Below are 24,736 nucleotides of genomic sequence, written 5' to 3' on the forward strand. Positions count from 1 at the left end.
CCCGTGGTGGTCGCCACGATGCCCATCAAGCTTCGTGCGATGTAGACAAAGGTACTTGCTTTTTCCTGCTGACGAGGCCATTGCCTCATTCTGCCCGACGGCATCGTCGCGGTTGAGGCGGAGGGCGACTTCTGCTTGCCAGTGACTGCCAAGGAGAATGGTCTCGTTCGAGAAAGCCCCGCCGTTTTGGCGGGGCTCCGGTTTCGCACCAGCCTCTTCCGGCAATTGTCAGAGCAGCGGCACCAGCAGCAGGGCCACGATGTTGATGATCTTGATCAGCGGGTTGATGGCCGGGCCGGCAGTGTCCTTGTAAGGGTCGCCGACGGTATCGCCGGTCACCGCGGCCTTGTGGGCATCGCTGCCCTTGCCGCCGTGGTGGCCTTCCTCGATGTACTTCTTGGCGTTGTCCCACGCGCCGCCGCCGGTGCACATCGAGATGGCCACGAACAGGCCGGTCACGATGGTGCCCATCAGCAGGCCACCGAGCGCCGCCGGGCCGAGCACGAGGCCGACGATGATCGGAATGAACAGCGGAAGCATCGAGGGCACGATCATTTCGCGGATCGCCGACTTCGTCAGCAGGTCCACGGCCTTGTCGTACTCCGGCTTGCCAGTGCCTTCCATGATGCCGGGGATGTCGCGGAATTGGCGGCGCACTTCTTCCACCACCGCGCCCGCCGCCCGGCCCACCGCCTGCATGGCGTAGGCGCCGAACAGGTAGGGGATCAGGCCGCCGATCAGCAGGCCGATCAGCACTTCCGGCTTGTCGATCGAGAAATCGACGACGTCCTGGCCGAACTTCTCGTCCAGCTTGTGGGCGTAGTCGGCGAACAGCACCAGCGCGGCGAGACCCGCCGAACCGATGGCGTAGCCCTTGGTGACGGCCTTCGTCGTGTTGCCCACGGCGTCGAGCGCGTCCGTCGTCTTGCGGATCTCCTTGTCGAGACCGCTCATCTCGGCGATGCCGCCGGCGTTGTCGGTGATCGGGCCGTAGGCGTCGAGCGCCACAATCACGCCCGCCATCGACAGCATCGACGTCGCGGCGACCGCGATGCCCATCAGGCCGGCCAGCGAGTAGCAGCACCAGATCGCCAGCGCGACGGCCAGCACCGGGGCCGCCGTCGACTTCATCGACACGGCGAGGCCGGCGATGACATTGGTGCCGTGGCCGGTGACCGAAGCCGCGGCCACGTCGCGCACCGGCTTGTACTCGGTGGCGGTGTAGTACTCGGTGATCACCACCATCGCCGCGGTCAGCACCAGGCCGACGAGGGCGCACAGGAAGATCTGCAGCGTGTTGACGGCGATCATCGCGTCGGTGACGAACCAGAAGCCGATGGCCGACAGCAGCCCCGCGACGATCAGGCCCTTGTAGAGCGCCTTCATGATCTTGCCGTCGCTGCCGACCTTGACGAAGAACGTCCCCACGATCGAAGCGATGATCGACACCGCGCCCAGCACCAGCGGGTACATCACGCCGGCGAAGCCGTAGGTGCTGAAGGTGATGCCGGCGATCAGCATCGCCGCGACGATGGTGACGGCGTAGGTTTCGAACAGGTCGGCGGCCATGCCGGCGCAGTCGCCGACGTTGTCGCCCACGTTGTCGGCGATCACCGCCGGGTTGCGCGGGTCGTCCTCCGGGATGCCGGCTTCGACCTTGCCCACCAGGTCCGCGCCGACGTCGGCGCCCTTGGTGAAGATGCCGCCGCCGAGGCGGGCGAAGATCGAGATCAGCGAGCTGCCGAAGGCGAGGCCGATCATCGGCTGCAGCGCCGCCTTGATCGCGGCTTCGTCGTTCACCGCGCCGCCAACGAACCAGAAGTAGCCCGCCACGCCGAGCAGGCCGAGGCCCACGACCAGCAGGCCGGTGACCGCACCGCCCTTGAAGCTGACGTTGAGCGCTTCGTTGAGGCCCTTCGTCGCCGCCTGCGTCGTGCGCACGTTGGCGCGCACCGAGACGAACATGCCGATGAAGCCGGCGAGGCCCGAGAGGATCGCGCCGATGGCAAACCCGATCGCCGTCGACCAGCCCAGCGCCGGCACGAAGCCGATCACCAGGAAGAGCACGACGCCGACCATGGCGATGGTGGTGTATTGCCGCCGCAGGTAGGCGCCCGCGCCTTCCTGGATGGCCGCGGCGATCTGCTGCATTCGTTCATTGCCGGCCGGTTGCGCGAGGATCCAGCGCGCCGACACGATTCCATAAAGGATGGCGACCACGGCACACGACAGTGCGATGGCGATTCCGTACTGCTCCAACATCCTGACCTCCCCAGACTTCGGACTTGAACCCAGACACGAGAAGGCGGCCGGACGGCCGCCTTGGGTCGAGTATTGCCGATGGGGGAGCGGGGCGCCATGGCGCCCCGTCCGCGATGCTGCACTACAGCATCATTCGTTGCTGTCGTCGTCGCCGTTGTCACTCGACAGCGGCTCGGCGGGCTTCAGCTTGCCGAGCGCGGCTTCGAAGGCCTCGACACCACTGGGCGTCAGGTTCGGCCGCCCCACCATGAAGCCCATGTTCATCCGACCTTCGACGAAGTAGGTTTCGCCAGCCTCGATCTCTAGCGTCGTGACGTCCTTGGCTTCCGAGTGCACGGTGTACTCGTGGGTGCCTGGTGCCGCGTCGATGCTGAAGAAGCGTCCGTTGCGCAGCTTGCCCAACTCGGTCTCACCCTCGCGCACCTTGAATCCGACGGCGGCGCCGGCGAAGCGATTGGGGCGGAAGAACACCACCTTGCCGGTGTTCGCATCGGCGGGTCCGATGGCTGCGCGGACCTCGGCGGAGAACGGGTCCGCCGCCGCTGGCGCTTCGACAATGGCTTCGGCGACTGCCTCCGCAGCGGGTGTCTCAGTGGCCGGCGGCTCCTGGGCCGTCGCGGGAGTCAGGCTCAGGCTCGCGCCGAGGATCAGCAGGGCGGACATCGTTTGCTTCATGCAGCTCTCCTTGCAGGGGTTCGGTATGAACCGGTGGGTCGATGGGGGAGGGTTGGGTTTCGGTGGACGACGGGATCTCAGCGCAGCTTTCGAAGGCGCCGGCCGGCAATTCGTGGATGTCGCGTGTTTCCGCGACCATCGGCGTCCCTGCGGGCATGACGATGTGTCCGCCGCGCACGAAGGCGGCGAAGGGCCCGGCGACGATCGACACGCCGAGCGCCGTCGCGTCGCGACTGCGGCCGGACTGCGCGTGGAGGTTGCGGAAGCGGACGACCGCGTTCCCGCCCTCGGGCGCCCACGGTCCTGCCGAAATCAGGAGTTCAGCGGCCTTGCCGAACATCCCGCTCTTCTGGGCGTGCACGACACGGCCAGCGACCACCGCACCCACGACGAGGCGGCGACCGTCGATGCAATCGCTGCCGGTGAGCGTGAAGGCCAGGGCGTCGCCGGTGCGCGTTCGGCGCGTATCGACGGGAGTGTCCAGTCGCAGCTCGACGCGAGTGTGCGCCGGGATCGCCCCGGACGAGGCCGACGCCACCGTGCCAACGGCGGCCAGCGCGCTGCCGAGCAGCGCGACGAACCCAGGGGATCGCTGCATCACCACGTCCTTGTGCACCACGCGCCTGCCGATCAGGCGCCATGCTCGGAGCCTAGCGATTTCGAAGCCGCGAGTTCAACCGGTCCGCATCACCAGCGAAGCCACCGCATGGCGGTGGCTTGGGTGAGCGCGACGGTGGCGATCACCGCGAGTCCGTACCAGACCAGCACGTACCCCGGTTGGTCGGCCTGGCAATGGAAGGCGTAGGCGAAGGCGCCGATCGCGCCAGCCGTCCAGCCCACGGCGCGGGCCGCGCGGGCCGGCTCGGTCGGTGCGGCGCGACGCAGGGCCCACACCATCGCGGCGGCCGGCAGAACGGAAAGCAGCGGCACCATCGTCAGGCAGACGAGGATGGTCGGCGAATGGATCAGCGCCAGGCGCTCCCCGGCGGGCGCCGAGACCACCGTCACCACGGTCGCGACCGCCAGCCACGCCGGCGCGGCCCAACGCAGGCGCTCGGTGGATCGCAGCGCACGCCCCGGAAGCCCCGAGCGATAGGCGGCGACGCCCGCGACCACCGCCAGCAGTGCCAAGGCGCCGATCTTCTGCCAGAACAGCGGGGAGGCGACGGCATCGGCCAGGTCCGGCCGCAGCCCCAGCATGAGCCCCATCAGCAGGAACGCCGTGACCAGCCCGGCAAACACGGCCAGCGCCGTGTCGCGCGCCGGATGGGCTTTCGGCAGGGCGTCCGGCTGTCGGGCCAGCAGGGTGATCAGGTCATCGGTCTTCATGGGGTGTCACCTTCCGCGGCGAGGCGCTTGGCCAGTGCCTTCAAGCCGCGATGGATGCCGACTTTCACGGCGGAAATGGACAGGCCGGTGCTGGCGGCGGCTTCCGCGACCGAGCGGCCTTCGAGCTTCACCAGCTCGATCGGCCGGCGCTGCTTGTCGGGCAGTTGCGCCAGCAGCACGGCGAGGTCGGCCCCGGCCTGCGGCTCGGTCGATTCGCTCGACTCGGCGAATTCATGGGTCTCGGCCAGCAGGTCGAGGCTCAGTTCGCGGCCCGGCTGGCGGCGCCGCAGCAGGTCGATCAGCTTGTAGCGCGCCACCGCATACAGCCAGGGCTCGAAGGGCTGGGCAGCGTCGTAGGTGTGCGACTTCAGGTGCAGCGCCAGCAGGCATTCCTGCACGACGTCCTCGGTGTCCCCCACCATCGCCGGCGCCATCCGCTGCAGCTTGGCCGCGGTGAAGCGGCGGAGCAGGACTGCGCACTCGCGCAGCGCCTGCGCGTAACGCACCTCGTCGCCTCCGCGGCCTGCGCAGAACAGCACGCCGAGGGCGCTGGCGGTCGGTGGCGGGGGCGTCATCGCGAAGGGCAGGGCCAGGGCGGTCACGGGATCGCTGGAGGGCAGGGCATGCCCTCCGGTACGGCCCAGGGCGGCCTGCGGTTACACCAGCGTGCGTCGGCGCAGGAAGGACTCGGCGAAGCGCGTCGCATCCGCCGGGCGGCCGAGGTGGTAGCCCTGCAGCAGCGCGCAATCGCGCTGGATCAGGTACTGCGCCTGCGATTCCGTTTCCACGCCTTCCGCCACCACCGTCAGGCCGAAGTGTCGGCCCATCGCGAGGATCGCGTCGACGATGGCGGCGTCGTTCGCGTCGGTGCCGAGATCGCGCACGAAGCCCTTGTCGATCTTCAGGCCGTCGGCCGGCAGGCGCTTCAGGTAGGCCATCGAGGAATAGCCGGTGCCGAAATCGTCGATGTAGAAGCGGATGCCGCGCGCACGCAGCGTGTTCATGCGTTGGATGGCACTGTCGATGTCGCCGAGCACCACGCCCTCGGTGATCTCGAGCACCAGCATCGAGGGCGGCACTTCGAACTCGTGCAGCGCGGCGAGCAGGCGGTCTTCGAAGCCCTGCTGGCGGAACTGGCGCGGGCTGATGTTGACGCTGATGTACTGCTGCGGTCCGAGCAGGCCATCCCGGCGCCACGCCTGCACCTGCTTGAGCACCGCGCGCAGCACCCAGACGCCGAGGTTGATGATCAGCCCGCTTTCTTCGCACAGCGGGATGAACTGCGCCGGCGACACCGGGCCGCGCGTCGGGTGCGTCCAGCGCACCAGCGCCTCCGCACCGCGCACGCCGCCATGCGCATCGACGAGGGGCTGGTAGGCGACGTCGAGGCCGCCTTCCACCAGCGCGCGGCGGAGGTCGGTTTCGAGCGCATGGCGCTCCTCCATCGCGGCGAGCAGGTCGCGCTGGAAGAAATGGATGGTGTTCCGGCCTTCGGTCTTGGCCTGGTACATCGCCGTGTCGGCGTGCTTGATCAGGTTCTCCGGGCTACCGCCGTCGTCGGGGAACAGCGCCACGCCGATGCTCGCCGAAAGCCGAAACACTTCGTCGCGCACCACGATGGGCTCGGCCAGCGCCGCGCGCAGCTTCTCGGCCGCGGTCTGCGCGTTCTGCGCGGCGCGTTCGCGGAGCTCGCCGAGCATCGGCAGCACGGCGACGAATTCGTCGCCGCCGAGGCGCGCCACCAGGTCGATCTCGCGCAGGTGCGTCCGCAGCCGCCGCGCCACCTCGATCAGCACGGCGTCGCCGATGCTGTGGCCGCGCGCGTCGTTCAGCGTCTTGAAGTGGTCGAGGTCGATGAACATCATCGCGCCCTGCGTGCCGCTGCGCTCCGCCACCGCGAGCTCGTGCGCCAGGCGCTGGAACAGCAGGCGGCGGTTCGGCAGGTTGGTCAGCGCGTCATGGTTGGCAAGGTGGTCGGCGGCCGCCTCGGCGCGCAGTCGCGCGGCGATGTCGGACTGCAGTTCGGCATTGGTGTCCGCGAGGTCGCGGTAGGCGCCGTGAAGGCTGCTGCGCATGGTTTCCAGTGCGTCGATCACGCGGTCGATCTCGTCGCCGGGACCGGAGCCGCGTGCCCGCACGCGGAAGCTCGCCGTCTCGTCGCGCAGGTCGAAGCGCTGCGCCGCGTGCGCCAAGGCGGACAGGTGGCGGGTGACGATCTGTCGCACGAGCAGGAGCAGCGCAAGGCTGATCAGCAGGGTGATGCCGCCCTGGGTGACCAGGATGCTGACGGCGCGTTCGAGGGCGCTGCGCTGGACCGCGCCGATGTCGAGCTCGACGATGAGGGTGCCAAGGTCGGCGTTTTCGCCATCGCGCCGGTAGGAGAGCGGCAGGCGCTCGATCCGGCCTTCGCCGCTCGCCTCTTCGCCGACGCGTGCCCGCAGGGCGCCGTCCTCGCCACCGGTGCCACGCTCACGCACTTCCACCGCGGCGACGTAGGGGCGCTGGCGGATGCCGTCGAGCTGCAGCCGCAGCTGGGCGTCGTCGTAGTTCCACAGCGAGAGCGCGATCGGATCGAGGCTGGCGCGGCTGATGCGCTCGATGTCGGCCTCGAGCTCGCGCAGGTCGTCCTGGTAGCCAGCCCAGACCTCGACACCGGCGACCGCCGTGCTGATCAGCGTGCTGGCCACCAGCATGGACGCCAAGAGCCGCCCACCGATGCCCGTGAGCGAGGCGCGGAGACGTGCGGTGATGCTTGGGTCGCGCTGCGGGGAAGCCGCCATGCCGGATGCACGCTCCATCGACGATGGCTTGAGGATAGCCACGTCCGGGGCGCTGTCCAGCGCCCCGGGGGGCCCGTCAACTCACTTTGACCATGCCGGCAGCGTTTTTGGCAGCAGCGGCAGGGTCGGGCGCACGAAAGCCGGCAGGCCGTCCTTGCCGTAGGGCGGCGGGGCTTCGCCGCGGATCAGCGGCTCCAAGTAGGTGCGGCAGGCCTCGGTGATGCCGAAACCGTCCTTGCGGATGAAGGCCTTCGGCATGATCTTCTCGTGGTTCGCGATCTCGGAAAGCGGGTGCGGCACGATCTTCCAGCGATAGGGCTTGTCGCTGGTGCGCTGGATGGTCGGCATCACGCCGTTCTTGCCGGCCAGGGCCAGCTCCACGGCCGCCTTGCCGACCGCCAGCGCCTGTTGCAGGTCGGTCTTGCTGGCGAGGTGGCGAGCCGAACGCTGCAGGTAGTCGGGCACGGTCCAGTGCACCTTCACGCCCAGCTTGTCCTTGCACAGCGCGGCCAGCATCGGGCCGACGCCGCCGAGCTGTGAATGCCCGAACGCGTCCTTGCCACCGGCCTCGGCCACGAAGCGGCCGTCGGCGTGCTGGATGCCCTCGGATACCACCACGACGCAGTAGCCGACCTTCTTCACCACGGCCTGCACCTTGGCGAGGAAGGCCGCCTCGTCGAAGGCGTTCTCGGGGAACAGGATCACGTGCGGCGCCTGGTCCTCGCCGCGGCCGGCGAGGCCCGCCGCTGCAGCCAGCCAGCCGGCGTGTCGGCCCATCACCTCGTAGACGAAGACCTTGGTCGACGTGTCCGCCATCGCGGCGACGTCGAGCGCGGCCTCGGCGACGGAAACGGCCGTGTACTTCGCCGCCGAGCCGAAGCCCGGGCAGCAGTCGGTCACCACGAGGTCGTTGTCGACCGTCTTCGGCACGCCGATGCAGGTCAGCGGGTAGCCGAGCTCGGAGGCGACCTTCGAGAGCTTCAGTGCGGTGTCGGCCGAGTCGTTGCCGCCGTTGTAGAGGAACCAGCGGATGTCGTGCGCGCGGAAGACGTCAATCAGGCGCTCGTACTGGGCGCGGTCCTGCTCGATCGACTTCAGCTTGAACCGGCAGCTGCCGAAGGCGCCGCCCGGGGTGTGGGCGAGGGCCTTGATCTCGGCGGCCTTCAACTTGCGGGTGTCGTAGAGCTCCTCGCGCAGGGCGCCGAGGATGCCGTTCTTCGCCCACAGCGTCGGCACCTTGTGGGCGCGCGCGGTGGCGAGGACGGCACTGGCCGTGGCGTTGATGACGGCGGTGACGCCGCCCGACTGGGCGTAGAGCAGGTGGCCTTTCGGCATGGGGGAACTCCGTGGGGCGGGGCGCGCGTGCTGCGGCCCGGGCCTGCCATTGAAGCGTTTCCTGTTTGACTTCACCACCCGGGGCCGCTAGCGTGACCTCGTCCGCACGGCCTGTCGGCGGCCCTCCGTATCGCGTTGGGGGTGAAGACGGTGCCGTGCGTCATCGTTTATGGAGCCTCTTCATGCGACTCGTCTTCCTCGGCGCCCCGGGTTCGGGCAAGGGCACGCAGGCCACCCGCCTGCGCGAGCACTTCAACATCGCCCACATCTCGACCGGTGACCTGCTGCGCGCCGCCGTCAAGGAAGGCACGCCGCTCGGCCTGCAGGCCAAGGCCGTGATGGATGCCGGCCAGCTGGTGTCCGACGACATCGTGCTGGGCATGCTCGAAGAGCGCCTCGCCAAGCCGGACACCGCCAAGGGCTTCATCCTCGACGGCTACCCGCGCAACCTCGCCCAGGCGGATGCGCTCGACGCGCTGCTCGGCCGCATCGGCCAGCCGCTCGACGCCGTCGTGAAGTTCGAAGTGCCGAACGAAGTGATCGTCGGCCGCTGCGAGATCCGCTACGCGGCCGAAGGTCGCGCCGACGACCATCCGGAAACCGTGCGCAAGCGCCTCGACGTTTACGCCCAGCAGACCGCGCCGGTCGCGGGCTTTTACCAGTCGCGCGGCCGCCTGGCCGTCGTCGATGGCGTGGGCGCTCTCGACGACGTGTTCCAGCGCATCGTCTCGGCTCTGCCGCAGCGATAAGGCGTTGCGGCTCCACATCCTCGGCATCTGCGGCACCTTCATGGGCGGCATCGCCGCCCTGGCGCGCGAGCTCGGCCACGACGTCGAAGGCTCGGACCAGAACGTGTATCCGCCGATGAGCACCCAGCTCGAGCAGCTGGGCATCTCGCTCGCTTCGGGCTACGCGCCGTCCAACATCAGCGCCGGGGTCGACGAAGTCGTCGTCGGCAACGCGCTGTCGCGCGGCAATCCGGCGGTCGAGCAGGTGCTGGACGCCGGCATGCGCTACACCTCGGGCGCGCAGTGGCTTTCGGAACACGTGCTGCGCGGCCGCGAGACGCTCGCCGTCGCCGGCACGCACGGCAAGACCACCACGACCTCGCTGCTGGCCTGGCTGCTCGAATCCGCCGGCCGCGATCCGGGCTTCCTCGTGGGCGGCGTGCCGGAGAATTTCGGCGTGTCCGCGCGCCTCGGCAGTGGCAGCGAGTTCGTGGTGGAAGCCGACGAATACGACACCGCGTTCTTCGACAAGCGCAGCAAGTTCGTGCACTACCGCCCGACGGTGGCGGTGCTGAACAACCTCGAGTACGACCACGCCGACATCTTCCCCGACCTCGCGGCGATCCAGCGCCAGTTCCACCACCTCGTGCGCATCGTGCCGGGGCGTGGGCGGCTCGTCGTCAACGGTGAGGATGCCGCGCTGGCCGAGGTGCTGGCCATGGGCTGCTGGACCCCGGTGGAGCGCTTCGGGATCGTCGATGCCGAAGGCCGGCCCGAGGTCGCGACGCCCGGTGGCGCGACGCTGGACTGGACCGCCCGCCTGCTGGCCGCCGACGGGTCGCGCTTCGTCGTCGCGCATCGCGGCGTTGAACTCGGTGCCGTCGACTGGCCGCTGGTGGGCCGCCACAACGTGATGAACGCGCTCGCTGCCTTGGCGGCCGCTGCGGCGGTGGGTTGCGATGCCCAGGCGCTGCTGCCCGCGTTCGCCGGTTTCGCCAGCGCCAAGCGCCGCCTCGAAGTGATCGGCACGGCGCGCGGCGTCACCGTTTACGACGACTTCGCCCACCACCCGACGGCCATCCGCACTACGCTCGACGGCCTGCGTGCGAAGGTCGGCAGCGCGCGCGTGATCGCCGCGCTGGAGCCGCGCAGCAATTCGATGCGCCTCGGCGCACATGCCGATGCGCTGGCGCCCTCGCTCGACCCGGCCGACGCCACGGTGTTCCTGCATCGCCCGAACCTGCCGTGGGATGCCGCGAAGGTCGTTGGCGCCGTGCGCGGTGCCGCACGCACCGTGCCCGATGTCGAGACCATGATCGCCAGCCTCGCCGCCGACGCACGCGAAGGCGACCACGTCGTGTTCATGTCGAACGGTGGCTTCGAGGATGCGCCGCGGCGGTTCCTTGCCGCGCTTCGCGGCTGATCAACCCGCCAGCAAGCGCCAAACGAGCGCCGTTGGCGCGCCGACGTAGTAGAGCCCGCGCAGCAGCCACTCGCCCGCTTCGCGCAGCATCGTCTGCCGCGCGGGCGCCGCGAACCATGACGCGCCGAAGGCGATGCCCTCGAGTGCGATGCGCAGCGCGGCGGCGAACAACATCAATCCCAAGGACCACGCCGCCCACCAGATCGCGAGGCCGGTGAACCACGCCGCGGGACCATAGGTCAGCCATTCGCCGAAGAAGCCGCCGAACGCGATCACTTGGTGCAGGCGGAAGGCGATCAGGGCGGGAAGCAGCGGGAACAGGCCGAACTTCAGCAGCGCGTGGTCCCAGCGCGGGCGATGGGCGCGCGCGCGCTGCTCGGCGACCGCGGCGAGGCGTCCCGTCGCGAGGCCGCCGCGCCACGCATCGCCGGCCGCTGAAGGCGACGCCAGCGCCATGGACCAGCGTCGGCCCGAGCCAAGCACCAGATCGAGCCCCGGCGAAGGCAGGGGCAGGCGCCAGGCTTGGAGTGCGGCGATCGCGCCGCGCGGGATCTCGATGCGTTCGCGCGGCCGATCGATGACGACGTGCGCCGACTCGAAGCGTAGCTCACTGCGCCCCCAGCGACGCAGGCCCCAGGCCAGCAACAGGGGCAGCACGACGAACAGGCCGTAGCCGCGGAGCTGGGCCAGGGACGCCACCTGCCAGCCGATGCGCGTGGCCATGTCGTAGGCCAAGGCCACCAGCCCCGCCAGCGCCACGGCGCGAAGCGCGATCACCGCGACGCGCAGCGGCGGCGGCATGAGCACGACGGCGAACACGGTGGGGGCCGCCGTCGGCCGCAGCGCGCGTTCTCCGAGGGCTGAAAGCCCGCGCCACAGGGCCAAGGCGAACAGGAAGGCGAGGCCGGCACGCCCCACCCAGTCGCCCCAGCGAACCATCAGGGTCGGCTTGGGATCGCGTGCCAGCAGGAAGCCGGTGAGCACCGCCTGCTGCCCCATCGCGGTATGCACCAGCACCTCGCCGGTCTCGTCGATGACGGCGCTGAAGCCGTTGGTGGTCACGCGAAGCTGCGGCAGGCCGGTCTCGACGCTGCGGAAGGCCGCCACCGCGAGGTGCAGGCGGGCCCCGAGCGGGGCCTCGGTGAACCACGAGTCGTTGGACATCCCGAGGATGGCCTGGGCGCCCAGCCGCGCACCGTCGATGGCGAGTTGTGGGTGCACATCGTCGAGACAGATCAGCGGCAGCACGTTCACTTCGCGACCGTCGCCGCTGCGCAGCGGCAGCACGCGCGCGCCATCACCCGCGCGCCAGCCGCCGGTCCACGGCAGGGCGCTGCGCAGCGCCGGCCCATCGAGCCATTCGGGCACATGCTCCGTCAGCGGGAACGGGTGGGTCTTGCGATAGCTGCCGAGCCGGCCGCGACCGGGCTCGAGGAACACGGCGGCGTTGTATTCACCGAGCGTGTCCTGCTCGTAGGTGCCGAACACCAGTGGCACGCCCATCGCATCGACGAAGCCCTGGATCTCGGCGTCAAAGGCGGCGCCGTCCTCGCTGCGCGGCTGCCCGAAGGTGGTGGGATAGACCGTTTCCGACCACAGCAGCACGTCGGCGCCGTGGTCGCGCAAGGCCGAGGCCGACAGGCCGAAGTGCGTGTCCAGCACCTCGCGCACCACGGCATAGGCGCCCTGCTCGCGGCGTCGCGCTTCGTAGTCGGTAAGGCTGGCCTGCACCATCGCCACGCGCAGCACGGCGGTCTCCGGTGCCGGCGGCGTGCGCAAGGCCTCGAGGCGCCACGCGCCGTAGCCGGCCACCGCGCCGAGCATCAACGTGCCCAAAGCCAGCGGCGCGCCCCAGGCCCGCAGGCCGTCGCGGCGTCGCGCGAGGGCGTGGGCGATGGCTTCGTTGGTCAGCAGCACCACGACGGTGAGGCCGGTGGCGCCGCCGAGGTCCGCAGCCTGTCGCAGCGCATCGGCCGGGTGCAGGCCGTGGCCGAGCGTGTCGCCGAGCAGCTTCGGCCACAGCGCTTCCGTGGCCACCCACGCGGCAGCACCCGCGAGCGCGCGCAGCATCGGCCCGTGCGCGCGGCCGACGGCGTGGCGGACCAGCGCGAAGACGAGGATCTGCGGCTGCAGCAGCGGGGCCGCCAGCAGCAGCGCGGCGGCCGCGAGGCCGGTGCCAACACCGGTGAACTGCCCGATGCCGATGGCGAACCACCACAAGACCGCGGCGGTGAACAGCACGGTCATCGCCAAGCCTTGCGCCGCGACGCCGCGCCAAGACCGCGCGCGGTCGAGCGCCCACAGCCACGGGACGAACAGGACGGCGGCGAGCGGCCACGCGGCTTCGATGGCGGCGAAGGCCGCGACTAGCGCGGCGGTGGCGAGGAGGCTTGCGGGGATCGGCCAGCGTGCGCTGGCGTTCGTGGCCGGCATCAAGACTTGCCGGGGCGGACCCAGCGCAGCGGCAGGCCCGGGGGCGCCAGCTCCGGCGGCACGACGCGGTTCGCCGGCAGGGGGATCGGACGGCCCTGGGCGTCACGCAGCACGAGGTCGGGCGAGAACATCAGGATCGGCTCGATGGTGTCGCCCTCATCGGTGGCCTGGTGGTGGCGCACGTAACCGGGCGGGAGTTCGAAATCCGCAGGGACGGCGAGTCCCTCGAGCGGCGGGCTGGTGCCCGGCGGGTTGAAGGCCGCGATGCCCGAACGGATGCCGGCCTCGTTCATCGCTTTGATCAGGTTCGCGGTGGAAGGCACGGGATCGCCGGGGCGGAAATAGCTCGCGAGATCGTTGGGGTCGCCGCTGGGCACGCGCGCCGCGACGTCAGCGGCGGTGGGCGAAATCTCCAGACGGTGCTCGGCGCCGGCCACTTCAGGGCGAGCCGGCTCCATCGCGGGTGTAGCGGTGTTTGCCGAGGCACCGGCGCTGGCAACGACGACGGCATCGCCCGCGAGCGCTTCGCTTCGCGAGGTCCAGAGCGACACCGCCACCGTCGCGCCGACCACGGCGGCGATGCCGATGGCCCAACGGGCCTCGACACCGAAACGCGAGCCGGGCTTGCGAAGAATGCGCACGCCCTCGTCGTCCGCGAGGGACGACGGGGCGTGGCGGTCGTTCGGCGATAGCGCCATGCGACAGGTGGTGCGGCTCAGGGGCTGGCCGGGTTGTAGACCGACAGCGCCCAACCCATCCGCTCATGGCCGAAGGTGTTCCAGATCGGATTGCGGCCGTTGGTGATGGTCGGGTAGCGCGGTGCGCCGGTGCCGGTGCTGCCGCCCCAGAGGCCGGCGCTGACGGTCGGGCCGCTGTAGGTCGGATGCACGTCGTCCGACTGGATGTAGTCGGCGCTGGTCGTCGACGAGACGAAGTGCGTGTTGGCGTCGCGCAGCGTGCTGCGCAGCGCCACCGTGATGCGCTGCACGTAGGCCGCCTCGGTATCGCCCGGCACGTAGCGGAGCGCATCGGAATCGACCTGGCCGTCGCCGTTGCTGTCGAAGTCCGCGCCCATGTACTGGGCGAAGCTGTCGGCGCACTGGAAGCCCTTCTGGCGGGCGTACTCGCACATCCAGTAGTTCATCCGGGTGATGGCCGGCAGGAAGCGGTCGCGCAGGTTGACGGTCTGGCCGGTGCTGGAATCGCGGCAGGTGCTCTGCACGTTGTCGGCGTTGTAGCCCGGGTAGTAGAGGTTCGAGATGACCTTGAGGCGCGTGTTCGGATGGGCGTTGGCGTTGATGTAGTCCATCGACGCGGCGACGTAGGTCTTGCAGCTGTTGACCGCGTTGTCGAGCACGGCGTAATTGCAGGTGCCGCTCTGGTCCTTGAAGGCGGTGCGCGCCTGCAGCCCGTCGTTGCCGCACATTTCGAACGTGACCACGCGCGTCGAAGCCGCCTGCATCCAGGACCGCTCGGCGACGATCTTGTTCTCGTAGACATCGCGCGCCACGGCGCCAGACTTGGTGCGGCGGATGCTCTCGATGTCGGCGTTCCAGCGCGCAGAGAGGTACTCGGAATCCACCGTCGGCGCGGCCCAGCGCGCGGCATTGGAGACGGAGCCGTTGTAGCCGGCGTAGATCGAATCGCCGTAGGCGACGACGCGGTACTTGGCCGTGGTGCCGGCGCGGTCGACGGTCCACGAGACGTTCTGGTTCAGCGTGCTGGCGAGGGTGGGCGCGGCGATCGCGACGAGCGCGAGCGCGGCGGCACACCGCCGCGTGGTGCGGCGAGCGAGATGGTTCATCGATTTTCCCCTGTGGCGTGGTGATCGCCGCGGGGTGTTCCCCGCTGCGTCCGACGGAAACCGGAGGCCGGCTTCACGATGCGGGCGCTGTCATCCCCTGGGGCGCCCGGTGCATCGCGGAACGGACGCTAGCGTATGGTCGCTGGGCGCGCAAGCACCTCGCCTCGAGGCGATGACTTTTTCTGCCTTTTCATGCTGCAGCGCGGCAATCAAATCCGCCATTGATGACGCGATGCAGCATGGGTCGAGAGGGCTCTGCTCTGCGGCGTCTCAGTCGCGCAGCTCCACTGCCGGGAACGCGGCTTCGGCCGTGTCCTTCGCGGAGGCTGTTGCAGACGGAGCCGCGGTGAGGGCGGCCAGCACCGCCGAGGTCAGGGCTGCAGTCGTCGCCGTGCCACCGAGGTCGCGTGCGCGCTGGGCGGTGTCGCTTTCGCCCGCTGCCAATACGGCGGAAACGGCACTTTCGACGGCCTCCGCTTCGCGGTGAAGGGACAGCGAATGCCGCAACAGCATCGCGACGCTCAGGATGGCGGCGATGGGGTTGGCGATGCCCTGGCCGGCGATGTCCGGCGCGCTGCCGTGGATGGGTTCGTAAAGCCCGCGCGGCCCGTCCCCGAGGGCAGCCGAGGGCAGCAGGCCCATGGAGCCCGCGAGCATCGCCGCTTCGTCGGTGAGGATGTCGCCGAACAGGTTCTCGGTGACCACCACGTCGTAGTCGCGGGGCCGCGAGATCAGGTGCATGGCCATCGAATCCACGAGCTGGTGCTCGAGCACGACGTCGGGAAACTCCGCGCGATGTACGTGGGAGACCGTCTCGCGCCACAGGCGCGAGGTCTCCAGCACATTCGCTTTGTCGACCGAGGTGACCTTGCCGCGACGCGTGCGCGCGAGGCGGAAGGCATGGCGGGCGACGCGCTCGATCTCGGCGACGCTGTATTCGCAGACATCCACGGCACGATCGGCGTGGCGTTCCTTGCGCCCGAAGTAGCTGCCACCGGTGAGCTCGCGCACGACCACGAGATCGACACCTTGCAACACCTCCGCCTTGATGGCGGAATGCTTGAGCGTCGCTGGATGCGGCTTCACCGGGCGCAGGTTGGCGTACACGTTGAGCTGCTTGCGCAGGGCCAGCAGCCCTTGCTCGGGCCGCACCGGGGCCTTCGGATCACTCCACTTCGGCCCGCCGACGGCACCGAGCAGCACGGCGTCGGCGCGGTCGCAGGCCTCGGCGGTCGCCGGTGGCAGGGCCTGCCCGGTGGCGTCGATGGCGGCACCACCGATCAGTGCCTCCTCGATGCGGAAGGTCTGGCCGAATCGCTGCCCGACGGCCTGCAGGACGGCCACGGCCGCCGCGGTGACCTCTGGGCCGATGCCGTCGCCGGGCAGGACGGTGATGCGGATCTCACGCGGCATGGCGGCGCTCCTCGAAGGCGGTGATGGCGGCGTCCTGGGCCAGCAGGTAGCCCAGCTCGTCGACGCCCTCGAGCAGGCAGGTCTGGGCGAAGGCGTCGATGGGGAACGTCACGTGCTCGCCGTCGGGCCAGTAGACGCGGCGCTTGGCGACATCCACCTGCAGGCGCAGGCCGGGTTGGGCCAGCAGCGTGTCGACCACGGCTTCCGGCAGAACGACCGGCAGCAGGCCGTTCTTCAGCGCGTTGTTGCGGAAGATGTCTGCGATCTCGCTGCTGATGACCACGCGGATGCCGGCGTCCAGCAGGGCCCAGGGGGCGTGCTCGCGCGAGCTGCCGCAGCCGAAGTTGCGCCCGGCGACGAGGATGCGGGCGTCGCGGTGCTCCGGGCGGTTCAGCACGAAATCGGCGCGCGGCGTGCCTTGCTCGTCGTAGCGCCAGTCGTGGAACGCGTGCCGGCCAAGACCATCGCGCGTCGTGGTGGTCAGGAAGCGCGCGGGGATGATCTGGTCGGTGTCGATGTTGGCGCGCGGCAGGCCGACGATCGGCGATTCGAGGGTGCGGAACGGATTCATGCGGTGGCCTCCTCGGCGACGGCCGGCGGGGTGGCGTAGGTGCGCGGATCGGCGATACAGCCTGCGATTGCGGCGGCGGCGGCGCTGGCGGGCGAGGCGAGCACGGTGCGCGCGCCCTTGCCCTGGCGTCCTTCGAAGTTGCGGTTGCTCGTGCTCACCGCGAGCTGTCCGGGCTTCACCGTGTCGCCGTTCATGGCGATGCACATCGAACAGCCCGGCTCGCGCCATTCCGCACCGGCCTCGCGGACCAGGCGGTCGATGCCTTCCGCCTCGGCCTCACGCTTCACGGCATCGGAGCCCGGCACCACGAGCATGCGCACGCGCGGATGCACGCGACGGCCGCGCAGCACGGCGGCCATCTCCCTCAGGTCCGAGAGGCGGCCATTGGTGCAGCTGCCGACGAAGACCACGTCCACCGGCTGGCCGGCCAGCGGCGCGCCGCCTTCGAAGCCCATGTAGGACAGCGCGCCCACGGTCTCCGGCGCGGCCTTCGGCAGCGCCGCATCGACCGCGACCACCTGCCCCGGGTGCGTGCCCCAGGTGAGCGTGGGGCGCACGTCGCCGGCGTCGATGCGCACTTCGGCGTCGAAGCACGCGCCCTCGTCGCTTCGCCACGCGCGCCATGCACTGGCCGCGGCCTCGAAGGCCTCACCCTGCGGCACACGCTCACGGCCGCGTAGCCATGCGATGGTGGTTTCGTCGACGGCGATCAGGCCGGCGCGGGCGCCGGCTTCGATGCTCATGTTGCACACCGTCATGCGCTCTTCCATCGACAGCGCTTCGATGGCCGTGCCGCGGTACTCGATGACCTGCCCGGTGCCGCCGGCGACGCCGATGCGACCGATGATGTGGAGGATCAGGTCCTTCGCGCTGCATCCGGCCGGCAGGCGGCCGTCGACGGTGATCGCCAGCGTCTTGGGCTTTCGCTGCAGCAGGCATTGCGTGGCCATGACATGGCCGACTTCGCTGCTGCCGATGCCGAAGGCCAGCGAACCAAAGGCGCCGTGCGTGGCCGTGTGGCTGTCGCCGCAGACGATGGTCATGCCCGGTTGCGTCAGGCCCAGCTCAGGGCCGACCACGTGGACGATGCCGCGCTTGCCGCTGTCCCAGTCGAACAGCTCGATGCCTTGCGCTTTGCAGTTCGCACGCAAGGCCTCCACCTGCGCTTCGGCCTGCGGGGTGATGTAGGCGAGGTGGCCCGAGGCATCGGCGGCCGTCGTCGGTGTGCTGTGGTCCAGCGTGGCCTTGTGGCGTTCCGGGCGGCGCACCTTCAGGCCGCGGGCCGAGAGTTCGGTGAAGGCCTGGGGGCTGGTCACCTCGTGCAGCAGGTGCAGGTCGATGTAGAGGATGGCCGGCGCGCGCTCGCTTTCCTCGCGGACGCAATGCGCGTCCCACAACTTTTCGAACAGGGTGCGCGGCGTGCTCATGCGCGGGCCTCCGAGGCGGCGATGTCGCGGGTCGGCGCCACGGCGGGGCCAGGGCGGCGCGCGATGCGCTGCGCCAGAGCCAGCCACGCGAGGGCGCTGGCTTCGAGGATGTCGGTGCTGGTGGCGCTCGCCGTCAGCTCCTCGCCGTGGTGGCGGGTGCTCAAGCTGGCCTGGCCCTGCGCGTCTTCGCCGCTGCTGACGCTGTGCACGGCGTAGCTCTCGACGTCGACATGCATGCCGCGGGCTTCGGTCAGCGCAGCGAACAACGCGTGCACCGGGCCGTCGCCGCTGCCGCGCCCGAAGTGCGATTCGCCCTGCGGATCGCGCAGCTCGATGGCGGCGGCCGGCTGCTCGCCCTGGCCGGCGCCCGTGCTCAGGTGGAAGGCGGTGAGCTGCCAGCCTGCCGCGTTCGCGTCCTCGCCCAGCACCAGCGCCTCGAGGTCGGCATCGAAGACTTCCTTCTTTTTCTCGGCCAGCGTCTTGAAGCGGGCGAACAGGCGCTCGGCGGCCGCTTCGTCGAGCGAGAAGCCGAGGAAGCCCAGGCGCTCGTTCACCGCGGCCCGGCCGCTGTGCCGGCCCAGCACCATCTGCGAGCGCGCCCAGCCGACCGTCTCGGGACGCATGATTTCGTAGGTGTCGCGGTGCTTCAGCATGCCGTGCTGGTGGATGCCGCTCTCATGGGCGAACGCGTTGGCGCCGACGATCGCCTTGTTGCGCTGGACCGCCATGCCGGTGATGCGCGTCAGCAGGCGCGAGGTCGGGACGAGGCGCGTCGTGTCGATGCCGGTGCGGAAGGGGAAGCGGTCGGCGCGCACGTTCAGCGCCATGACCAGTTCCTCCAGCGCGGCATTTCCGGCGCGCTCGCCGATGCCGTTGATCGTGCATTCCACCTGACGGGCGCCGCCGGCGATCGCCGCCAGCGAGTTGGCGACGGCCAGGCCGAGATCGTTGTGGCAATGCGTCGAGAGGATGGCCTCGTCGCCGATGGCCGCGCGCAGGCGGCGGAACAGGGCCTCGATCTCGGCGGGCGTGGTGTAGCCGACCGTGTCCGGCACATTCAGCGTGCGGGCGCCGGCTTTCGCCGCGGCACGGAAGACCTCTTCGAGGAATTCCGGCTCGGTGCGGATGGCGTCTTCCGCCGAGAACTCGACGTCGTCCACCAGCCGGCGCGCGTGCTCGACCGCGCGGACGGCCGCATCGACCACTTCGGCCTGCGAGAAGCCGAGCTTGTGCTGGCGGTGCAGCGGGCTGGTCGCGATGAAGACGTGGATGCGCGGAGCTTCGGCGTGTTCGAGGGCCTTGGCCGAGGCTTCGATGTCGCCGGGCCGGCAGCGGGCGAGGCTACACACCCCGGTGCCGGTGCCGCGGAGCGCGCGCGCGACGCGGGTAATGCCGTCGGCATCGGCGTCCGAGCTGGCGGCGAAGCCGGCTTCGAGCGTGTCGACGCCGAGCTCGGCCAGGGCGAGCGCGAAGCGCAGTTTCTGGGCGGCGTCCATGCTGCAGCCGGGCGATTGCTCGCCGTCGCGCAGGCTGGTGTCGAAGATGCGGATGCGCTCCGGTGCGGGGCTCATGGCAGGGATCCTTCAGGGGTCTTGGAGAAAGTGGCGGCGATGCCGGGGAGGGGCACCGCCGCCGTCGCCGAACGACCAGGGGTGGCGTTGGCGAAAGCGGGGCCGGTCGCCGGTGCGACCGGCGGAAGGGCGGGGCGCGAGGCGGGCGCCTCGGCGGTGAACGGGTCGGCGGCGCGACGACGCGGTGGCCGCGGCGGGCGCGGGCGGGTATCGAGCAGCAGCTGTGCGAACACCGCGGCATCGATGTTGCCGCCGGAGACGACGGCCACCTTGCGACGGCTGGCCACGCGGCGGCCGGCCGCCAGCGCCAGCGCGCCGGCGCCTTCGGCGACGATGTGTTCTTCCAGCATCAGGCGGGCCAGCGTCTCGCGCAGCTCGGCCTCGCGGACGATGATCAGGTCGTCGAGCAAGCGCGAGAGGATTTCGCGCGTCAGCGTTCCGGCTTCGGCGACACGGGTGCCGTCGGCCAGCGTGGCTTTCGGTGCGATCGGCGAGGCATCGCCCTTCAAGGCGCGGGCCATCGCATCCACGCCTTCGACCTGCGCGCCGATGATGCGCACGCCCTGCGACTTCAGCGCGAGCGCCACGCCGGCCGCGAGGCCGCCGCCGCCGATCGGCACCAGCACCGCTTCGGGCGCGTGCGCGGCGAGTTCGATGCCCAGCGTGCCCTGGCCGGCGATGACGTCCGGATCATCGAAGGCAGAGAGGTAGCGGAAGCCGTGCTGCTCGGCCAGCTGCAGCGCGTGGGCCTTGGCTTCGTCGTAGGTCTGGCCGCTCTGGCGCACGGTCGCGCCGAGGAAGGCCACGCCCTGCGCCTTCACGACGGGCGCGGTCACCGGCATGACGGTGATGACCGGCACCTTCAACTCGCGCGCCGCCCAAGCCAGGCCCATCGCGTGGTTGCCGGCCGAGGCGGTGATCACCGTGCGGCGATCACCGCGTTCGCGGGCCGCCAGCAGCGCGTTCAACGCGCCGCGCACTTTGTAGGCGCCGGTCCGCTGCAGGTTCTCCAGCTTCAGCCAGCAGCCGAAGCGCTCGGCGTAATGCAGCGGCGTCGGCGGCAGGTAGCGCCGCAGGCGCGCGCTGGCCGCCAGCACGTCGCTGGCGGTCACGTCGGCGCGGGCGGCGTCCAGCGGCATCAGACCCTCGTCAGCCAGTGACGGGCCGCTTCACTGCGGCCACGGACGATGTCGGCATAGCGGGTGGACAGCGCATCGCCGAAGGGCGAGCCGGCGAACACGCGCTCGTCGATGGCCTCGACCCGCGCGATCTCGGCCGAGGTGCCGGTCAGGAACACTTCGTCAGCGGCCTTCAGTTCCTCGATCCGCACCGGGCGCGATTCGGCGCCGGTGAGCTGGATCACGGTGTCGCGGGTGATGCCGGGCAGGGCGTCGCCGTGCTCGACGGCGGTGACGTGGCCATCTTTCACCATGAACACGTTCTCGCCGGTGCACTCCACGACGAAGCCGCCATCGTCGACGAACAGCGCCTCGCCGAAGCCGCGCTGGGTGGCTTCGCGCTTGGCCAGGATCGAGTTCACGTAGTTGCCGCAGAGCTTCAGCGGCGGCAGCGCCTTGGCCGGGTTGCGGCGGAAGGACGAGACCGTGAGACGGACGCGGTGCGTGCCCAGATGCGAGGTCCACGGCAGGGTGGCCACCATCAAGCGCTCGGAGAGCTTGTCGACGTCCAGGCCCAGCCCGCCCGCGTTGAACCACAGCAGCGGCCGGATGTAAGCGTCGCGGTGGCCGTTGGCGCGCAGCGTGGCCAGAACGGCTTCAGTGGCCTGCGACACGTCGAACTTCATGCCGAGCGCCTCGGCGCCCTTGCGCATGCGCTCCAGATGCTCGGGCAGGCGGAACACCGCCGCACCGCCGTCGTCGGTGGCATAGCTGCGGATGCCTTCGAACACGCCCGTGCCGTAGTGCAGCGCGTGGCTGGTCAGCGGAACGCTGAAGGCTTCGGCCTCGGCGATCTCGCCGTCGCAGAACTGCATCAGCGACATGGCGCCACCTCCACCGCAAGGCAGTCGTGCAGCTTGTCGAGCTGCGACTTCAGGCCGTGCGCCGAGCGCTCGCTCTCCACCTTCATGGACAGCGTCCACGCCGTGGCGCGGGGGTCGGTCTCGGCCTGCATCGACAGCGGCCAGTAGCCGCGGCGCTGGGCAGTGCCCAGCACGCGGGCCAGCGCGCCTTCGCTCTGGCGCAGGGTCACGTCAAGTTGGTAGTGCATGGACGAACTCCTTGCTCTCGTCATGGGCGACGGCCTCGGCCTGCGCCGGGGCATCGAGCATTTCGGTATTGGATTTGTTGGGCGGCACCAGCGGCCACACGTTGGCCTTCTGGTCGATGGCGACGTGCAGGAAGGCCGGGCCGTCGATGCCGAGGAATTCGGCGAGCGTGGCTTCTTGGTCGGCACGGGCGTCCAAGCGCATCGCGGGGATGCGGTAGGCCTGTGCGATCAGCCCGAAGTCCGGGTTGTCCGACAGATCGACGGCGGAGTAGCGCTCCTGGAAGAACAGCTCCTGCCACTGCCGCACCATGCCCAGCGCTTGGTTGTCGAGCAGCACGATCTTGATCGGCAGGCGCTCGCGCGCGACGGTGGCCAGTTCCTGGATGTTCATCTGGATGCTGCCGTCGCCGCTGACGCACACGACGGTGGCGCCGGGGTTCGACAGCTGTGCACCGATCGCTGCCGGCAGGCCGAAGCCCATCGTCCCGAGGCCTGCGCTGCTCAGATGATGCGTCGGGTCCTTGAAGCCCCAATGCTGTGCCACCCACATCTGGTGCTGGCCCACGTCGCAGGCCACGATCGCGTCGGGCGCCAGCTCCGAGATGCGCTTCAGCAGGGCCGGGGCGTAGATGTCGGTGCCCGGCGCGTCGTAGCGGGCGGCGTGCTTGTGCACGCGGTCCGCGCACAGGGTGCGCCACTCGTCGCAGCGGCTGATCGCGGCGCACAGCGCGTTCAGGCTGTTGTCGATGCGGCCATGCACCGAGACGTCCGCACGGCGCAGCTTGTTGATCTCGCCCAGGTCCGCGTCGAGGTGGATCACCTTGGCGTGCGGGGCGAACTCGGCCAGCTTGCCGGTGGCGCGGTCGTCGAAGCGGGCGCCGACCACGATCAGCAAATCGCTTTCCTGCACGGCCAGGTTCGCCGCGCGCGAGCCGTGCATGCCCAGCATGCCGAGGAACAGCGGGTGGTCGAAGGGCAGGGCACCCAGGCCGCGCAGCGTCAGCACGGTCGGCATCTTCGTGGCGGCGATGAAGCGGCGGAAAGCCTTCGTCGCATCGGCGATGGCGATGCCGCCTCCCCCGTACACCACCGGCTTCTTCGAGCGCGCGATCAGGGCCAGCGCTTCCACCAGTCCCACCGGCACGGCGTTCACCACCGGCGGGCTGATCAGCGGTGCGGGCGCCGGCAGGTGGTCGGCCTTCGCCAGCTGCACGTCCTTCGGCAGGTCGATCAGCACCGGGCCGGGGCGCCCGCTGCGCGCCAGATGGAAGGCCTCGTGCAGCACGGCCGGCAATTCATCGACCGAGCGCGGCAAGTAGCTGTGCTTGACGATCGGCAGGGTCATGCCGAACACGTCGAGTTCCTGGAAGGCGTCGGTGCCCATCAGGTGCGTCGGCACCTGCCCGGTGATGCAGACCATCGGCACCGAATCCAGCAGCGCGTCGGCGATGCCGGTGACGAGGTTCGACGCGCCGGGCCCAGAGGTCGCGACGCAGACACCGACGCGCCCGCTGTGGCGCGCGTAGCCGTTCGCGGCCAGCGCGGCGGCCTGCTCATGGCGCACCAGCACGTGCTTCATCGTGCTGCCGAGCAGGGCGTCGTAGAAGGGCATGATGCAGCCGCCCGGATAGCCGAAGAGGGTGTCGACCTCTTCGGCCTCGAGCGCCTTCACCAGCCACTCGGCTCCGTTCATGCACCGGCCTCGGCGGGGGTCGCCTGCGGGGTGGTGGTGGTCGACGGATTCGCCGGGGCTTCGCCGCGCGGATTCAGCCACGGCATGCCGGCGCGCAGTTTGCGGCCGACGGCCTCGATCGGGTGCTCCAGATCGGCCTGCTTCAGTGCGCGGTAGTTCGGGTTGCCGGCGCGGTACTCGGCGATCCACTCGCGGGCGAAGCGGCCGTCCTGGATCTCGGCCAGCACGCGCTTCATCTGCGTGCGGGTGTGCTCGTCCACCACGTACGGGCCGCGCGTCAGGTCGCCGTACTGGGCGGTCTCGCTGATGAAGCGGTGCATCTGAGTGACGCCGCCTTCGTACAGCAGGTCGACGATCAGCTTCAGCTCGTGCAGGCACTCGTAGTAGGCGATCTCGGGCTGGTAGCCGGCTTCGACCAGCGTCTCCCAGCCGGCCATCACCAGCTTGGTGGCGCCGCCGCACAGCACGGCCTGCTCGCCGAACAGGTCGGTCTCGGTCTCTTCCTTGAAGGTAGTCTTGATCGGCTGCGCGCGACCGCCGCCGATCCCCGAGCAATACGCCAGCGCGATCGTCTCGGCCGACCCGCTCTGGTCCTGGTGCACTGCGTAAACGCTCGGAACGCCGCGGCCGATCTCGAATTCGCGGCGCACCAGCGCGCCCGGGCCCTTCGGCGCCACCAGCACGACGTCGATGTCGTGGCGCGGGTTGATCTGGCCGTAGTGCACGTTGAAGCCGTGGGCGAACAGCAGGCAGGCGCCGGCCTTCAGGTTCGGCGCGATGTGCTGCTGGTACAGCTGCGGCTGGACCATGTCGGGCGTCAGCACGGCGACGACATCGGCGGCGCGCACGGCGTCGGCGGGCTCGCGCACTTCGAAACCGTCGGCCTTCGCCTTCGCTTCGGTGGGGCCGCCGGCGCGCAGGCCGACGATGACGCGGACGCCGGAGTCGCGCAGGTTCTTGGCGTGGGCGGTGCCTTGGCTGCCGTAGCCGATGACGGCGACGGTGCGGTGTTCCAGGGCGGCGGGCGTGGTGATGGCAGTGGTCATGGCGAGGTCCTTGGGAA

21 protein-coding genes are annotated in these 24,736 nt (G+C 70.1%); 2 read left to right on the plus strand and 19 right to left on the minus strand.

Going from position 1 to position 24,736, the window contains the following annotated elements; all coding sequences use genetic code 11:
- Positions 1 to 228 precede the first annotated feature (228 nt).
- The 7 genes from ACIQ6S_RS03460 to ACIQ6S_RS03490 all read right to left on the minus strand — a co-directional run bounded on the left by ACIQ6S_RS03460 (position 229) and on the right by ACIQ6S_RS03490 (position 8,381).
- Positions 229 to 2,262, minus strand: coding sequence for a sodium-translocating pyrophosphatase (locus ACIQ6S_RS03460; RefSeq protein WP_397572659.1), 2,034 nt, complete (start codon positions 2,260 to 2,262; stop codon positions 229 to 231).
- A 129-nt stretch (positions 2,263 to 2,391) separates the two neighbouring features.
- Complete coding sequence (locus ACIQ6S_RS03465; RefSeq protein ID WP_397607146.1) at positions 2,392 to 2,925, minus strand: DUF2846 domain-containing protein; 534 nt, start codon at positions 2,923 to 2,925, stop codon at positions 2,392 to 2,394.
- Positions 2,852 to 3,535, minus strand: a complete 684-nt coding sequence (locus ACIQ6S_RS03470; protein ID WP_397607147.1) for a hypothetical protein — start codon at positions 3,533 to 3,535, stop codon at positions 2,852 to 2,854. Before ACIQ6S_RS03470 ends, ACIQ6S_RS03465 begins: the two co-directional genes overlap by 74 nt.
- An 89-nt stretch (positions 3,536 to 3,624) precedes the next feature.
- Positions 3,625 to 4,266 carry an NrsF family protein gene (locus ACIQ6S_RS03475; RefSeq protein ID WP_397607148.1) on the minus strand — a complete coding sequence of 214 codons (642 nt, stop codon included), beginning with the start codon at positions 4,264 to 4,266 and terminating at the stop codon, positions 3,625 to 3,627.
- A complete protein-coding gene (locus ACIQ6S_RS03480; protein ID WP_397607149.1) occupies positions 4,263 to 4,868 on the minus strand; it encodes a sigma-70 family RNA polymerase sigma factor in 606 nt (201 codons plus the stop codon). The genes ACIQ6S_RS03475 and ACIQ6S_RS03480 overlap by 4 nt, the downstream gene beginning before the upstream one ends.
- A 54-nt stretch (positions 4,869 to 4,922) precedes the next feature.
- Entirely contained in the window at positions 4,923 to 7,046 is a 2,124-nt protein-coding gene (locus tag ACIQ6S_RS03485; protein WP_397607150.1) for a putative bifunctional diguanylate cyclase/phosphodiesterase, read from the minus strand.
- 81 nt (positions 7,047 to 7,127) lie between these two features.
- Entirely contained in the window at positions 7,128 to 8,381 is a 1,254-nt protein-coding gene (locus tag ACIQ6S_RS03490; RefSeq protein WP_397607151.1) for a 6-phosphofructokinase, read from the minus strand.
- 182 nt (positions 8,382 to 8,563) lie between these two features.
- On the opposite strand from ACIQ6S_RS03490, the gene ACIQ6S_RS03495 reads away from it, so the two are divergent.
- Positions 8,564 to 9,130, plus strand: a complete 567-nt coding sequence (locus ACIQ6S_RS03495; protein WP_397607152.1) for an adenylate kinase — start codon at positions 8,564 to 8,566, stop codon at positions 9,128 to 9,130.
- Positions 9,131 to 9,134: 4 nt separating this feature from the next.
- A complete protein-coding gene (gene mpl / locus ACIQ6S_RS03500) occupies positions 9,135 to 10,532 on the plus strand; it encodes a UDP-N-acetylmuramate:L-alanyl-gamma-D-glutamyl-meso-diaminopimelate ligase (protein WP_397607153.1) in 1,398 nt (465 codons plus the stop codon).
- On the opposite strand, the gene lnt is transcribed toward mpl, so the two are convergent.
- The 12 genes from lnt to ilvC form a co-directional block, all read right to left on the minus strand.
- The gene (gene lnt, locus ACIQ6S_RS03505; protein ID WP_397607154.1) at positions 10,533 to 12,965 is read right to left on the minus strand and encodes an apolipoprotein N-acyltransferase; all 2,433 of its coding nucleotides are present in this window, start codon (positions 12,963 to 12,965) and stop codon (positions 10,533 to 10,535) included.
- Positions 12,965 to 13,663 carry a hypothetical protein gene (locus ACIQ6S_RS03510; RefSeq protein WP_397607155.1) on the minus strand — a complete coding sequence of 233 codons (699 nt, stop codon included), beginning with the start codon at positions 13,661 to 13,663 and terminating at the stop codon, positions 12,965 to 12,967. The genes lnt and ACIQ6S_RS03510 overlap by 1 nt, the downstream gene beginning before the upstream one ends.
- A 17-nt stretch (positions 13,664 to 13,680) precedes the next feature.
- Positions 13,681 to 14,769 carry a hypothetical protein gene (locus ACIQ6S_RS03515; RefSeq protein WP_397607156.1) on the minus strand — a complete coding sequence of 363 codons (1,089 nt, stop codon included), beginning with the start codon at positions 14,767 to 14,769 and terminating at the stop codon, positions 13,681 to 13,683.
- A 270-nt stretch (positions 14,770 to 15,039) separates the two neighbouring features.
- The gene (gene leuB, locus ACIQ6S_RS03520) at positions 15,040 to 16,182 is read right to left on the minus strand and encodes a 3-isopropylmalate dehydrogenase (RefSeq protein WP_397607157.1); all 1,143 of its coding nucleotides are present in this window, start codon (positions 16,180 to 16,182) and stop codon (positions 15,040 to 15,042) included.
- Complete coding sequence (gene leuD / locus ACIQ6S_RS03525) at positions 16,172 to 16,753, minus strand: 3-isopropylmalate dehydratase small subunit (RefSeq protein ID WP_397607158.1); 582 nt, start codon at positions 16,751 to 16,753, stop codon at positions 16,172 to 16,174. The genes leuB and leuD overlap by 11 nt, the downstream gene beginning before the upstream one ends.
- Positions 16,750 to 18,180, minus strand: coding sequence for a 3-isopropylmalate dehydratase large subunit (gene leuC / locus ACIQ6S_RS03530; RefSeq protein ID WP_397607159.1), 1,431 nt, complete (start codon positions 18,178 to 18,180; stop codon positions 16,750 to 16,752). Before leuC ends, leuD begins: the two co-directional genes overlap by 4 nt.
- Positions 18,177 to 19,751 carry a 2-isopropylmalate synthase gene (locus ACIQ6S_RS03535; protein WP_397607160.1) on the minus strand — a complete coding sequence of 525 codons (1,575 nt, stop codon included), beginning with the start codon at positions 19,749 to 19,751 and terminating at the stop codon, positions 18,177 to 18,179. Before ACIQ6S_RS03535 ends, leuC begins: the two co-directional genes overlap by 4 nt.
- Complete coding sequence (locus tag ACIQ6S_RS03540) at positions 19,748 to 20,890, minus strand: threonine dehydratase (protein ID WP_397607161.1); 1,143 nt, start codon at positions 20,888 to 20,890, stop codon at positions 19,748 to 19,750. The genes ACIQ6S_RS03535 and ACIQ6S_RS03540 overlap by 4 nt, the downstream gene beginning before the upstream one ends.
- A complete protein-coding gene (locus ACIQ6S_RS03545; protein WP_297877322.1) occupies positions 20,890 to 21,753 on the minus strand; it encodes an aminotransferase class IV in 864 nt (287 codons plus the stop codon). Before ACIQ6S_RS03545 ends, ACIQ6S_RS03540 begins: the two co-directional genes overlap by 1 nt.
- On the minus strand, positions 21,744 to 21,980 hold the full coding sequence (locus ACIQ6S_RS03550; RefSeq protein WP_297866082.1) for an ACT domain-containing protein: 237 nt from the start codon (positions 21,978 to 21,980) through the stop codon (positions 21,744 to 21,746). The genes ACIQ6S_RS03545 and ACIQ6S_RS03550 overlap by 10 nt, the downstream gene beginning before the upstream one ends.
- Entirely contained in the window at positions 21,964 to 23,673 is a 1,710-nt protein-coding gene (gene ilvG, locus ACIQ6S_RS03555; RefSeq protein WP_397607162.1) for an acetolactate synthase 2 catalytic subunit, read from the minus strand. Before ilvG ends, ACIQ6S_RS03550 begins: the two co-directional genes overlap by 17 nt.
- Positions 23,670 to 24,719 carry a ketol-acid reductoisomerase gene (gene ilvC, locus ACIQ6S_RS03560; RefSeq protein ID WP_397607163.1) on the minus strand — a complete coding sequence of 350 codons (1,050 nt, stop codon included), beginning with the start codon at positions 24,717 to 24,719 and terminating at the stop codon, positions 23,670 to 23,672. The genes ilvG and ilvC overlap by 4 nt, the downstream gene beginning before the upstream one ends.
- Between the last annotated feature and the right edge of the window lie 17 nt (positions 24,720 to 24,736).

This window comes from Silanimonas sp., assembly GCF_044377035.1.
Lineage (GTDB): Bacteria > Pseudomonadota > Gammaproteobacteria > Xanthomonadales > Xanthomonadaceae > Silanimonas.

Coding starts and splice junctions, on each gene's coding strand:
- ACIQ6S_RS03460 (WP_397572659.1), bottom strand. CDS start 2,262: ATGTTGGAGCAGTACGGAATCGCCATCGCACTGTCGTGTGCCGTGGTC.
- ACIQ6S_RS03465 (WP_397607146.1), bottom strand. CDS start 2,925: ATGTCCGCCCTGCTGATCCTCGGCGCGAGCCTGAGCCTGACTCCCGCG.
- ACIQ6S_RS03470 (WP_397607147.1), bottom strand. CDS start 3,535: ATGCAGCGATCCCCTGGGTTCGTCGCGCTGCTCGGCAGCGCGCTGGCC.
- ACIQ6S_RS03475 (WP_397607148.1), bottom strand. CDS start 4,266: ATGAAGACCGATGACCTGATCACCCTGCTGGCCCGACAGCCGGACGCC.
- ACIQ6S_RS03485 (WP_397607150.1), bottom strand. CDS start 7,046: ATGGCGGCTTCCCCGCAGCGCGACCCAAGCATCACCGCACGTCTCCGC.
- ACIQ6S_RS03490 (WP_397607151.1), bottom strand. CDS start 8,381: ATGCCGAAAGGCCACCTGCTCTACGCCCAGTCGGGCGGCGTCACCGCC.
- ACIQ6S_RS03495 (WP_397607152.1), top strand. CDS start 8,564: ATGCGACTCGTCTTCCTCGGCGCCCCGGGTTCGGGCAAGGGCACGCAG.
- lnt (WP_397607154.1), bottom strand. CDS start 12,965: ATGCCGGCCACGAACGCCAGCGCACGCTGGCCGATCCCCGCAAGCCTC.
- ACIQ6S_RS03510 (WP_397607155.1), bottom strand. CDS start 13,663: ATGGCGCTATCGCCGAACGACCGCCACGCCCCGTCGTCCCTCGCGGAC.
- ACIQ6S_RS03515 (WP_397607156.1), bottom strand. CDS start 14,769: ATGAACCATCTCGCTCGCCGCACCACGCGGCGGTGTGCCGCCGCGCTC.
- leuB (WP_397607157.1), bottom strand. CDS start 16,182: ATGCCGCGTGAGATCCGCATCACCGTCCTGCCCGGCGACGGCATCGGC.
- leuD (WP_397607158.1), bottom strand. CDS start 16,753: ATGAATCCGTTCCGCACCCTCGAATCGCCGATCGTCGGCCTGCCGCGC.
- leuC (WP_397607159.1), bottom strand. CDS start 18,180: ATGAGCACGCCGCGCACCCTGTTCGAAAAGTTGTGGGACGCGCATTGC.
- ACIQ6S_RS03535 (WP_397607160.1), bottom strand. CDS start 19,751: ATGAGCCCCGCACCGGAGCGCATCCGCATCTTCGACACCAGCCTGCGC.
- ACIQ6S_RS03540 (WP_397607161.1), bottom strand. CDS start 20,890: ATGCCGCTGGACGCCGCCCGCGCCGACGTGACCGCCAGCGACGTGCTG.
- ACIQ6S_RS03545 (WP_297877322.1), bottom strand. CDS start 21,753: ATGTCGCTGATGCAGTTCTGCGACGGCGAGATCGCCGAGGCCGAAGCC.
- ACIQ6S_RS03550 (WP_297866082.1), bottom strand. CDS start 21,980: ATGCACTACCAACTTGACGTGACCCTGCGCCAGAGCGAAGGCGCGCTG.
- ilvG (WP_397607162.1), bottom strand. CDS start 23,673: ATGAACGGAGCCGAGTGGCTGGTGAAGGCGCTCGAGGCCGAAGAGGTC.
- ilvC (WP_397607163.1), bottom strand. CDS start 24,719: ATGACCACTGCCATCACCACGCCCGCCGCCCTGGAACACCGCACCGTC.